This is a genomic window from Amphritea opalescens (assembly GCF_003957515.1).
Taxonomy (GTDB): Bacteria; Pseudomonadota; Gammaproteobacteria; order Pseudomonadales; family Balneatricaceae; genus Amphritea; species Amphritea opalescens.
In genome coordinates this window covers 179,177-191,211 of the sequence record NZ_RQXW01000003.1, presented here as the reverse complement: position 1 = coordinate 191,211, position 12,035 = coordinate 179,177, and the positions used below count along the sequence as shown (strand labels likewise).

Annotated in this window: 9 protein-coding genes; all 9 read left to right on the top strand. The window is 49.5% G+C overall.

Annotated features, from left to right (window positions below; translation table 11 throughout):
• Positions 1-10: 10 nt before the first annotated feature.
• The 9 genes from fabZ to eno all read left to right on the top strand — a co-directional run bounded on the left by fabZ (position 11) and on the right by eno (position 11,986).
• Positions 11-451: a 3-hydroxyacyl-ACP dehydratase FabZ gene (fabZ, locus tag EH243_RS04785; RefSeq protein ID WP_215951321.1), complete on the top strand. Its 441-nt coding sequence runs from the start codon at positions 11-13 to the stop codon at positions 449-451.
• Positions 452-453: 2 nt separating this feature from the next.
• The gene (gene lpxA, locus EH243_RS04780) at positions 454-1,224 is read left to right on the top strand and encodes an acyl-ACP--UDP-N-acetylglucosamine O-acyltransferase (RefSeq protein WP_126157501.1); all 771 of its coding nucleotides are present in this window, start codon (positions 454-456) and stop codon (positions 1,222-1,224) included.
• Between the two features lie 3 nt (positions 1,225-1,227).
• Positions 1,228-2,400, top strand: a complete 1,173-nt coding sequence (lpxB, locus tag EH243_RS04775) for a lipid-A-disaccharide synthase (protein WP_126157500.1) — start codon at positions 1,228-1,230, stop codon at positions 2,398-2,400.
• Entirely contained in the window at positions 2,387-2,998 is a 612-nt protein-coding gene (gene rnhB / locus EH243_RS04770; RefSeq protein ID WP_126157619.1) for a ribonuclease HII, read from the top strand. Before lpxB ends, rnhB begins: the two co-directional genes overlap by 14 nt.
• A gap of 10 nt (positions 2,999-3,008) precedes the next feature.
• Positions 3,009-6,503 (top strand): DNA polymerase III subunit alpha, encoded by a 3,495-nt coding sequence (gene dnaE / locus EH243_RS04765; protein WP_126157499.1) that lies wholly within the window; start codon positions 3,009-3,011, stop codon positions 6,501-6,503.
• Positions 6,504-6,622: 119 nt separating this feature from the next.
• A complete protein-coding gene (locus tag EH243_RS04760) occupies positions 6,623-7,576 on the top strand; it encodes an acetyl-CoA carboxylase carboxyltransferase subunit alpha (RefSeq protein ID WP_126157498.1) in 954 nt (317 codons plus the stop codon).
• Between the two features lie 72 nt (positions 7,577-7,648).
• The gene (tilS, locus tag EH243_RS04755) at positions 7,649-8,962 is read left to right on the top strand and encodes a tRNA lysidine(34) synthetase TilS (protein ID WP_126157497.1); all 1,314 of its coding nucleotides are present in this window, start codon (positions 7,649-7,651) and stop codon (positions 8,960-8,962) included.
• A gap of 66 nt (positions 8,963-9,028) precedes the next feature.
• Positions 9,029-10,660 carry a CTP synthase gene (locus EH243_RS04750; protein WP_126157496.1) on the top strand — a complete coding sequence of 544 codons (1,632 nt, stop codon included), beginning with the start codon at positions 9,029-9,031 and terminating at the stop codon, positions 10,658-10,660.
• Between the two features lie 30 nt (positions 10,661-10,690).
• Positions 10,691-11,986: a phosphopyruvate hydratase gene (eno, locus tag EH243_RS04745; RefSeq protein ID WP_126157495.1), complete on the top strand. Its 1,296-nt coding sequence runs from the start codon at positions 10,691-10,693 to the stop codon at positions 11,984-11,986.
• Positions 11,987-12,035 lie beyond the last annotated feature (49 nt).

The window sequence follows — 12,035 nt, the reverse complement described above, 5'->3', positions numbered from 1 at the left end:
GTCAGCCTGAATGATGATGGATGTAAAAGAGATCCGCAAATATTTACCTCACCGTTACCCCTTCCTTCTGGTAGACAGAGTGGTTGAGCTAGTGCCTGGTGAGTCAATCGTCGCCTATAAGAACGTGACGGTGAATGAAAACTTCTTTAATGGTCATTTTCCAGATTATCCTGTGATGCCTGGCGTTCTGATTGTTGAAGCGATGGCTCAGGCTGCCGGTATCCTAGGTTTCAAAACCATGGGTAAAACACCAGAAGATGGTTCTATTTACTATTTTGTAGGTTCTGATAAATTACGTTTTAAACGTCCTGTTGTTCCCGGAGATCGGTTGCAGTTGGAAGCGAAAATTATTTCAGAAAAACGCGGTATCTGGAAGTTTGAAGTTCGCTCTACTGTTGACGGTGATGTTGTCAGTACCGCAACGATTCTTTGCGCAGATAGAAAGGTGTAGATTTGATCCATTCCACGGCCATTATTGACCCATCCTCCCGCTTGGCTGATGATGTTCAAGTAGGTCCATGGACCGTTATTGGCCCCAATGTTGTGGTCGGTCCGGGAACCAAGATTCATTCCCATGTGGTTATCAAAGGGCCGACGAAGATTGGTGCGGATAATCATATCTTTCAGTTCGCCAGCATCGGTGAGGACTGCCAAGATAAGAAGTATAACGGTGAACCAACGGAGCTGCTGATCGGGGACAACAATGTCTTTCGAGAAGGCTGTACGGTTCACCGGGGGACTGTTCAAGATAATAGTATTACCGTCATTGGTAGTCATAATCTATTTATGGCGAACGTCCATGTCGCGCATGATTGTATCGTGGGTGATCATAATATTTTGGCGAACAACTGTGCATTAGCTGGGCATGTCCACTTAGGTGATTCTATTATTCTTGGTGGTTTTACGGCGGTGCATCAGTTTTGCCTGATTGGTTCCCATAGTATGTGTGGCGCTGGTAGTGTGGTGCTGAAAGATATTCCGGCCTTTATTATGTCGAATGGTAATAGTGCAAAACCCCACGGTATTAATGCTGAGGGGCTTCGTCGTCGTGGCTTCTCTGCGGCCGCCATTCAGAATGTTAAACGGGCTTATAAAATCATCTATCGCCAGGGGTTAAAGCTTGAAGACGCTATTTCGCAGCTTGAGTCCTTGGTACTTGAAACGCCTGAAATCAAGTTGCTGTCTGATTCTCTTAAAGCCTCAACCCGAGGCATCATTCGTTAGGGTATGAGTACCCTGCGTATTGGCATTGTGGCTGGGGAAGCATCCGGCGATATTCTGGGTGCTGGCTTACTGGCTGAGCTTAAGAAACGCTTTCCCGATATTTATATTGAAGGTATCGGTGGTGAATTGATGCAGGCTGAAGGCTGCGTCAGCCTTTTCCCGATGGAGCGTTTATCGGTGATGGGGTTGTTCGAGGTGCTGGGGCGTTTACGCGAGTTGCTCGGTATTCGCCGATCCCTAGTTACCCAATTTGGTCAGCAGCCACCTGATGTTTTTATCGGTATCGACTCCCCTGATTTCACCCTAAACCTCGAAGGTAAGTTACGCCAAGCCGGTATTCCAACCGTGCATTACGTGAGTCCTTCCGTTTGGGCATGGCGAAGTAAGCGAGTATTTAAGATACTTAAAACTACCGATTTAATGCTGACGTTATTCCCGTTTGAGGCGAAATTTTATCAACGGCATGGGGTGCCGGTGGAGTTTGTCGGTCATCCTTTGGCGAATATGATTCCGTTGGAGCCTGATTTGAGTGCTGCGCGGACTGATCTTGACCTGCCTCACGGACAGCGAATTGTGGCGCTGATGCCAGGTAGTCGAGGTGGAGAGCTTAAATATCTTGCCGAGCCTTTTTTGGATACGGCGCGTTGGTTACTGAAACGAAATACTGATTTAGTCTTTGTGATGCCTGCCGCTAATCAGGAGCGGTATGATCACTTACGTGAACTCATTGACCGGCAATACAGTGATCTTCCTATTGTGCTGGTATTAAAGCGTTCCCGCGAAGTGATGACGGCGGCTGATGCGGTACTGATCGCATCGGGCACAGCAACCCTTGAAGCATTGCTCTTGAAGAAGCCAATGGTGGTTGCTTACCGTATGGCGCCTCTGAGCTATAAAATTCTGTCACGTTTGGTGAGTAGTCAATATATCTCTTTGCCAAACTTGTTGGCGGATGCGCCATTGGTGCCAGAAATTCTGCAAAATGATGTGCGCCCCGAGGTGTTGGGGCCCGCAATTGAGCAAGCGTTACTTGATAGTGATGAGCAGAGTGAATTGAAGCAGCGTTTTAGTGAGATCCACCTGCAGTTGCGTCAGGATGCGAGTAAAAAAGCCGTCGATGCGATTGTACAGTTACTCGAGTCGCGTGGGCGACTCAGTGGTGATGCTGGTGCGTAACGCCTTTGACGAGAGACTGATTGCCGGCGTTGATGAGGTGGGTCGAGGCCCATTAATAGGAAACGTCGTGACGGCGGCGGTGATTCTTGACCCCACTAAACCTATTGAGGGTTTAACCGATTCTAAAAAGCTCTCGGAGAAAAAGCGGGAGCTGCTGTTTCCGTTGATTCAGGAGCGCGCGCTAGCTTGGTCGATCGCTTGGGCAACGCCGGAAGAGATCGATCAGCTGAATATTCTGCATGCCACCATGTTGGCGATGCAACGGGCGGTTTTGGGGCTAAGTATTCAACCTGATTTTGCCCTGATTGATGGTAATCGTTGCCCCCCTGGGTTGCCTTGTGGCGCTGAGGCCATCGTTAAGGGTGACCTGAAAGAGCCGGCAATCAGCGCCGCGTCTATTTTGGCAAAGGTCTACCGAGATCGTGAAATGGTCGCATTAGATCATCGCTATCCGGGTTACGGTTTTGCTAAGCACAAAGGTTACCCGACCGCCCTTCATATGGAACAATTACGTCTGTTAGGCCCGCTACCTGAGCACCGTCGAAGTTTTCGACCGGTGGCTGAGTTGCTAGCGTTAAATACCGATATAACTGATTAAACGAGTTGAAATGACTGATCCGGCATTTGTACATCTGCGTCTACATACAGAGTTTTCACTGGTTGATGGACTTGTTCGTATTAAAGAACTGGTTAAGGTGGCGAAAGACCAGCAAATCCCTGCTATTGCGATTACGGATCAGGTGAATCTGTTTGCCTTGATTAAGTTTTTTAAAGCCACGACTGGGGCGGGTATTAAACCAATTTTTGGTGCGGATATCTGGATTGAAAATGAAACCGATCCTGAAGATACCCCCCATCGGATGACGTTGTTAGCCATGAATGATAAAGGCTATCGGAATTTGATGGAGCTGATCTCGCTGGCCTATGAGAAAGGGCAGAATATCCAGCCGGAACTGGCGTTGCTAAAACGCAGCTGGATTGCAGATCGTTCTGAGGGGTTGATCGCGTTATCAGGAGCCAAAGATGGTGAAGTGGGCCGAGCGCTGGCCGACAATGATTCTGCCCATGCTGTATTGGCACAATGGCAAGCGGTATTTCCCGATCGTTTCTATCTCGAAATTCAACGGACCGGTCGCCCCGGAGATGAAAGCTGTGTCCATGCGACAGTGCAGCTAGCTCATGAGACCGGTTGTCCTTTGGTGGCCACCAATGAAGTGATGTTTTTACGGCCAGAGGATTTTGAAGCCCATGAGGTTCGCGTCTGCATCAACCAAGGGCGCACGCTGGAAGATCCGCATCGGCCAAAGAATTATAGTGAACAACAGTATCTACGCTCAGCCGAAGAGATGGTTGAGTTGTTCAGTGATATTCCTTCCGCAGTGGCGAATACGGTAGAGATCGCAAAACGTTGTAACGTAGAGCTAGATTTAGGCACCTATTATCTACCGAAATACCCTATTCCTGAAGGGGTAACCATGGATGAGTTTTTTGCCGAGGTTTCCTGGAAAGGTTTAGAAGAGCGTCTGGAAATCCTGCTGGACAAAGATGATCCCGAATATGCGGAAAAACGCCGACCTTATGAAGAGCGGTTACGATTTGAACTAGATATTATCACCCAGATGGGTTTCCCCGGCTATTTCTTGATCGTAATGGACTTCATCCAGTGGGGTAAGGATAACGGCGTACCGGTAGGCCCTGGCCGTGGTTCAGGTGCAGGTTCATTGGTGGCCTATGCGCAGAAAATTACCGATCTGGACCCCCTAGAATATGATCTACTATTCGAACGATTCCTAAACCCAGAGCGGGTATCGATGCCCGATTTCGATATCGACTTCTGTATGGATAACCGTGATCGAGTGATCGATTATGTTGCGGAAACCTATGGTCGTGACGCGGTATCGCAGATTGTGACCTTTGGTACCATGGCGGCTAAAGCGGTGGTGCGTGACGTTGCGCGAGTACAGGGTAAACCGTTCGGTCTGGCGGATAAACTCTCAAAACTCATTCCGTTTGAAGTGGGTATTACCCTGACCCGCGCCTTGGTTGAAGAGCCATTGATGAAGGAATTCGTCGACTCCAGCGAAGAAGCGCAAGAGATTATGGAGATGGCCCTCAAGCTAGAAGGGCTGACCCGTAACGTCGGTAAGCACGCCGGTGGTGTGGTTATCGCGCCAACCAAATTGACCGATTTCTCGGCCACCTACTGTGATGAATTTGGTCATGGCTTAGTCACTCAATTCGATAAGAGTGATGTGGAGGAGGCCGGACTGGTTAAGTTCGACTTCTTGGGGCTGCGGACCCTGACCATCGTTGATTGGGCGGTGAAAACCATTGACCGCATTCGGGCCAAGACCGGTGAAGAACCACTGGATATCGCCCTAATAGACCTAGAAGATCCCGCGACCTTTGAATTGCTAAAATCGGCCGAAACCACCGCGGTGTTCCAGCTCGAGTCCAGTGGTATGAAGGATTTGGTTCGTCGCCTAAAACCGGACCGCTTTGAGGATATTATCGCCTTGGTGGCCTTGTTCCGACCGGGGCCGCTGCAATCAGGCATGGTTGATGACTTTATTCTGCGAAAGCATGGTCAGGCTGAGTTGGCTTATCCCCATGCGGATTATCAGCTAGATAGCCTTCAGCCGGTGCTCGAGCCTACTTACGGTATCATCCTGTATCAAGAGCAGGTTATGCAGATCGCTCAGGTGATGGCGGGTTATACCCTCGGCGGCGCGGATATGCTGCGTCGAGCGATGGGTAAGAAAAAACCTGAAGAGATGGAGAAGCAGCGTAGCTCGTTTTTAGAAGGCTCTGTCGCTAACGGTATTGACCCTGATTTGGCGGGTAACATCTTTGATCTGGTAGAGAAGTTTGCCGGTTATGGTTTTAACAAGTCTCACTCAGCAGCTTATGCCTTGGTGTCATACCAAACCGCTTGGCTGAAAACCCACTACCCTGCACCCTTTATGGCGGCAGTGCTCTCTTCTGATATGCAGAATACCGATAAAGTGGTGATCTTTATCGAAGAGTGTCGCACCATGAAGCTGCCTCTGGTGCTACCCGACGTTAACTGGGGTGAATATATGTTCACCGTTAACGATAAGGGTGAAATTGTTTACGGTTTGGGGGCGATTAAAGGCGTGGGTGAAGGGCCCATAGAAGCGATTGTGGCCGCTCGTGATGAGGGTGGTCAGTTCAAGGATATCTTCGATTTTTGTAAGCGGGTGGGCAGTAAAAAACTTAATAAGCGGGTTTTGGAAGCCTTGGTTCGTTCAGGCGCTTTGGATCACCTTGGGCCGGATCGTGCCCAGCTATGGGCGGCGATTGGTGAGGCGCTTAAAGCGGCGGATCAGTCTGAACGCAACCAGAGTGCGGGCATGTTCGATCTGTTTGGTGAAGTCGAAGCCGAACAGCCTCGCGATCCTTATGCCGAATATATGAAGTTGCGCCAGTGGACCGACAAAGAGCGTCTGCAAGGTGAGAAAGATACGCTGGGTCTCTATGTTACTGGGCATCCTATTGATGAATACGAAGCCGAACTACCGCACTTTATTACACGCCGAATTGCGGAGTTAATGCCGCAACGTGGGCAGCAGCAGAAAATGCTGGGCCTAGTGGTGGATGTGCGGGTTAAGAAAACCAAGAAAGGTGATTCGCTCTGTTTTGTCACACTGGACGATCGCACCTCCCGTATCGAGATATCTCTGTTTGGCGAAGCCTATGATGAATATCGCCCGCTATTGAATAAAGATGCCATCCTGCTGATCGAAGGTGAGATCACTATCGATAGCTATTCAGGTACCGATAAGCTCAAGGTTCGTGGCCACAAAGTCGTCGATGTGACTCAGTGTCGCGCTCGTTATGGGCGTCATATAGAGGTGGATTGTGATGCGGGGCAACTGAAAGATCGCTCGCTGAAGGCTTTTGGTGAGCTGTTAGGTAAGTATAAAGGCCAAGTCACTATGCCGGTTGCATTGCGTTATAAGAGCGTTGATGCCTCTGCCACACTCTGTTTAGGTGAGGCTTGGCAAGTACAGCCGACAGATGAGCTATTACTGAAACTCAAAGATCAGTTTGGCGGCGATGCAGTTAGGATCCGCTACTGATTCAGGGTGGTTCTTGAACGCGACTCGGGGTAGAATTAGGCCAACTTTTTTAGCGTCGGCTGATCTCTGTTGCTACTGTGTCCCGGCCGGAACGAAGCGAACTTACGGAATATCAATACATGAATCCCAATTATCTGGATTTTGAACAGCCAATTGCAGACCTAGAAGCAAAAATTGAAGAGTTACGTCTGGTTGGTGATGACAATGAGTTGAATATTGAGGAAGAGATCTCAAAGCTACAGGCCAAAAGCCGTACGCTAACGAAATCTCTTTTTAGTGACCTGAGTGAATGGCAGATTTCTCAGATTGCCCGTCATCCTCAGCGCCCTTACACCCTTGATTATGTCGACATGATCTTCGATGAATTCGAAGAGATTCATGGTGATCGGCACTTTTCCGATGACCGCGCCTTGATCGGTGGTATCGCGCGGCTAGAAGGGCGTCCGGTGATGGTCATTGGCCATCAAAAAGGGCGAGAAGTTAAAGAAAAAGTGCGTCGTAATTTCGGTATGCCCCGTCCAGAGGGTTATCGTAAAGCGTTGCGTCTAATGGAGATGGCTGAGCGTTTTAAAATGCCTATCCTGACCTTCATTGACACACCGGGAGCTTATCCGGGTATTGATGCAGAAGAGCGAGGACAGTCTGAAGCGATCGCTTTCAATCTTGCTGCGATGTCTCGCTTGAATACACCTATTGTGGCGACGGTTGTTGGTGAAGGTGGATCAGGCGGTGCATTGGCTATCGGTGTCTGTGATGAACTGATGATGCTGCAATACTCTACGTATTCGGTTATCTCGCCGGAAGGTTGTGCCTCTATTTTATGGAAGAGTGCCGATCGTGCGCCGGATGCGGCGAAGGCGATGGGTTTAACCTCTGACCGTCTGCATGCACAAGGGTTGGTCGATCAGATTATTGATGAGCCTTTGGGCGGCGCCCACCGAGATCATGCGTTGATGGCGGCTAACCTGAAAAAACACTTGATGGAAACCCTTGAGCGGTTGAGCGATATCGAGCCGGATGAGTTGATTGAGCGGCGTTATCAGCGGCTTATGTCCTACGGCATCAGTCAGTAACACGGAAGCCGTCGGTTAATCCGGCGGTTTTTTTTGCCTGTCAGTATTTGAAAGGCTGTTATATTCATTAATATGAACGATCTTCAACAGCACTTTAATCATCAGCTTGAAAGCTGTCCCGATACCATTAAACGCTGGGTGATCGGGTTAAGTGGTGGGCTAGATTCCGTTGTTTTACTCCATCTGGCTGCGAGAGCTATTCCTGCTGAGCAATTATTGGTGGTCACTGTTGATCATCAGCTTCAAGCGCAGTCATCCCAATGGACCGACTTCTGTCGACAATTAGCGGTATCGCTCCATCTTCCCTTTTATCATGAACAAGTGGTTGTCCCTGAGGGAGCTAGCGTGGAGCGCGCCGCGCGGGATGCTCGATATCGGGTATTCGAAAAAATTCTGCAACCCGATGATTGTTTGTTATTAGCTCACCATTTGAATGATCAGGCTGAAACGATGTTGTTCCGTTTGCTACGGGGGGCGGGTGTACGTGGATTAGCGGGTATTCCACCGCGCCGCACATTCGGCAAGGCGAGCCTGTTTCGGCCGTTACTGGATATTGCGCGACCGCAGTTGCAGCAGTGGGCGCAAGCAGAGCAGTTGGCATGGGTAGAAGATCCGAGTAATCGCGATCTATCATTCGACCGTAACTATCTCCGCCATAAAGTCATCCCTGTGCTTGAAGCCCGTTGGCCTCGTTTTGCCCGTCGTTGGGCGAGCACCGCTCGCTTTATGCGAGAATCCGAGCAGTTGCATCAAGATCTAGCAATAATCGATAGCGAATCTGTAGCGTTAGGTGATGGGCTCGATTGCTCTGCTTTAGCGCAGTTGAGTCCGGCTCGGCAGAATAATCTATTGCGGTTTTGGTGTAGAGCAGCGGATGTTGTACTGAGCGAGCGGCAGCTTTTGGCTATAAAGCAGTTAATCGGTGCCGCCGATGATCGACAGCCGGTTGTGCAGCTGGGGCATCTGCAGCTTCGCCGCTATCAGGGTGTATTGTTGCTTCAGACTGATGACACCGAGCTTGAGTGGGGTGATCGCCCTTTGATCGCGTCGCTGGAACTCCCGCAGGGACGTCTTGTGGTGAGTGAATCAGCAGTGCGTGGCTTGAAGTCTTTGGCTGGGGTAACGCTCCGTAACCGTCGTGACGGTGATCGTTGTCGGCCGTTAGGGCGGGGTGGGTCCTGTTCGTTAAAGAAGCTTTTTCAGGAGTCAGGCATCCCTGCTTGGCAGCGTCGTTCGTGGCCCGTCTGTGTGGTCGGTGATGAGATTGTTGCGCTGCCCGGAATATGTGTCTGCGAAAATTGGCAGAGCGAAAAAAAAGGCAGCGGTTTTGCGTTGAAATGGCAGCCAACTGCATTGTCTGTTAAGGGCGATTCTGATACCCTGTAGCCCCATCTTTAGTAGCTGTTTTTTAAGCAGCGCGACTCACTTTTCACGACCAGATACAGGTTCCTCATGACGCGATATATTTTCGTCACAGGCGGTGTTGTTTCCTCATTGGGGAAAGGCATTGCATCCGCTTCACTCGCAGCTATTCTTGAAGCCCGGGGGCTGAAAGTCACCATGCTGAAACTGGATCCGTATATTAACGTCGATCCAGGGACTATGAGTCCAATCCAACATGGTGAGGTCTTTGTGACCGAAGATGGTGCCGAAACTGACTTAGACTTAGGTCATTACGAGCGTTTCATCCGCACGACCATGTCGAAACGCAATAACTTTACGGCGGGTCGGGTCTATCAACATGTGCTGCGTAAAGAGCGCCGTGGTGATTATCTGGGCGGTACGGTTCAGGTTATTCCGCACATTACCGATGAGATTAAGCGTCGAGTACTGGAAGGCTCCGGCGATGCTGATATTGCGCTGGTTGAGATCGGTGGAACCGTTGGGGATATCGAGTCCTTGCCCTTTATGGAAGCGGTGCGCCAGTTAAGAGTTGAACTAGGCGCTCGTCGGGCGATGTTTATGCACCTGACGCTCGTGCCTTATATCGCCACCGCGGGTGAAATTAAGACTAAGCCATCCCAGCACTCGGTAAAAGAGCTGCGTTCTATCGGTATCCAGCCTGATATCTTGGTGTGTCGTTCAGATTTCGCACTGCCTATCTCTTCTCGTCGTAAACTCTCATTGTTTACTAACGTGGAAGAGCGTGCGGTTATCTCGTTACCGGATGCTGACTGTATCTACAGAATTCCGCGTATGCTGAGTGAGCAGAAGCTGGATCAGATTGTCATTGAGCAATTTAATCTAGAATGTCCGTCTGCTGACCTCTCTGAATGGGATCGTGTATCCGATGCCAAGCTGAACCCGCATCGTGAAGTGACGATTGCCATGGTCGGCAAGTATATGGAGCTGCTGGATGCTTATAAATCGCTGATTGAAGCGATCTCCCATGCCGGTATTGCACTGCGTACTAAAGTAAATATCAAATATATCGATTCAGAGCAGATTGAACGTGATGGTGTCGATCTGCTTGAAGATGTTTCCGCTATTTTGGTGCCCGGTGGTTTTGGTGAACGTGGCGTCGAAGGTAAAATTGCGGCAGTGAAGTATGCCCGAGAAAACAAGGTGCCATATTTAGGTATCTGTCTTGGTATGCAGGTAGCCGTTATTGAATATGCCCGCCATGTAGCTGGTATTACCGATGCTAGCAGTACTGAATTTGATGCTAATACGGCGTCGCCGTTGATCGGTTTAATCACCGAATGGATGACCGAAGAGGGTGCTAAAGAGGTTCGCGGCTATACCGATGATCTCGGCGGTACTATGCGCTTAGGCGCTCAGGTCTGTACCTTAAAAGAGGGCACAACGGCTTATCAAGCCTATGGCACCAGCGACATTAAAGAACGCCATCGCCACCGTTACGAAGTGAACAACAACTATGTTGCACAGCTTGAAGAAGCGGGTCTGATTGTCTCAGGCCGCTCTGTTGATGGCGAGTTGGTTGAGGTGGTCGAGGCTCCGGATCATCCGTGGTTTGTTGCTTGCCAGTTCCACCCTGAATTTACCTCTACCCCAAGGGATGGGCATGGTTTGTTCAGCGGTTTTATTGAGGCGGCGTTAACTTACGCTGACCTTGAAAAATAAAGAATACATATTATTTTTGGAGTTTCGTCAATGGCACAGATTGCTGACATTAAAGCCCGTGAAGTTCTTGATTCCCGTGGTAACCCGACCGTTGAAGCCGATGTAATCCTGGATTCCGGTGTGATGGGTTCTGCCTGCGCGCCTTCAGGTGCCTCTACTGGATCTCGTGAAGCGTTGGAGCTGCGTGATGGTGATAAAAGCCGTTACCTCGGTAAAGGCGTACTGAAAGCGGTAGGCGCGGTTAACGGTGTGATTCGCGATGCCTTGATCGGCATGGACGTTACCGATCAGCGTGCGTTGGATAATAAAATGCTGGCGCTGGATGGTACTGAAAACAAAGAAAACCTCGGCGCCAATGCGATTTTGGCGGTGTCTCTTGCAGCGGCGAAAGCAGCAGCACTGGTTAAAGGCATTCCTCTTTACGCGCATATTGCTGAAATTAACGGCACGGCGGGTCAGTTCTCTTTGCCTGTTCCAATGATGAATATCCTTAACGGTGGTGAACACGCCGATAACAATGTTGATATTCAAGAGTTCATGGTTCAGCCGGTTAACTTTACTAAGTTCTCCGATGGCCTGCGGTGTGGCGCAGAAATCTTCCACTCTTTAAAAGCAGTATTGAAAGCTCGCGGTTTGAGTACGGCTGTTGGTGATGAAGGTGGTTTTGCACCGAACCTGGCCTCTAATGAAGAAGCGTTGGTTGTCATTCAAGAGGCGATCTCTAATGCCGGTTATGAGCTAGGTAAAGATGTTACCTTGGCGCTGGACTGTGCTGCTTCTGAGTTCTACAAAGACGGTAAGTATGATCTATCAGGTGAAGGTAAAGTCTTTGATGCCGAAGGTTTCAGCGATTACTTGGCTGCACTGACCGACAACTATCCTATTGTATCGATCGAAGATGGGTTGGATGAGTCTGACTGGGATGGCTGGGCGTATCTGACGAAGAAAATCGGCGATAAGATTCAGTTGGTCGGTGATGATCTGTTTGTGACGAACACCAAAATTCTGAGCCGTGGTATCGAGCAGAGCATCGGTAACTCCATCCTGATTAAATTCAACCAGATCGGTTCTTTGTCTGAAACATTGGATGCCATTAAAATGGCTAAAGATGCAGGCTTTACCGTGGTTATCTCTCACCGTTCAGGTGAAACAGAAGATACCACCATTGCTGATCTGGCCGTCGGTACAGCAGCAGGACAGATTAAAACCGGTTCATTGTGCCGTTCTGATCGCGTAGCGAAATACAACCGCTTGCTACGGATCGAAGAAGAACTGGGTGCAGACGCTGTCTACAACGGTTTATCAGAAATTAAGGGTCAGGGTTAATTTTTAACTGATCTATGAAATACTAGGGGGCTTAACGCCCCCTTTTTTG

Excerpts from the sequence above, each read along its gene's own strand:
- fabZ (WP_215951321.1), top strand. The coding sequence starts at position 11 with ATGATGATGGATGTAAAAGAGATCCGCAAATATTTACCTCACCGTTAC.
- lpxB (WP_126157500.1), top strand. The coding sequence starts at position 1,228 with ATGAGTACCCTGCGTATTGGCATTGTGGCTGGGGAAGCATCCGGCGAT.
- rnhB (WP_126157619.1), top strand. The coding sequence starts at position 2,387 with ATGCTGGTGCGTAACGCCTTTGACGAGAGACTGATTGCCGGCGTTGAT.
- dnaE (WP_126157499.1), top strand. The coding sequence starts at position 3,009 with ATGACTGATCCGGCATTTGTACATCTGCGTCTACATACAGAGTTTTCA.
- EH243_RS04760 (WP_126157498.1), top strand. The coding sequence starts at position 6,623 with ATGAATCCCAATTATCTGGATTTTGAACAGCCAATTGCAGACCTAGAA.
- tilS (WP_126157497.1), top strand. The coding sequence starts at position 7,649 with ATGAACGATCTTCAACAGCACTTTAATCATCAGCTTGAAAGCTGTCCC.
- EH243_RS04750 (WP_126157496.1), top strand. The coding sequence starts at position 9,029 with ATGACGCGATATATTTTCGTCACAGGCGGTGTTGTTTCCTCATTGGGG.
- eno (WP_126157495.1), top strand. The coding sequence starts at position 10,691 with ATGGCACAGATTGCTGACATTAAAGCCCGTGAAGTTCTTGATTCCCGT.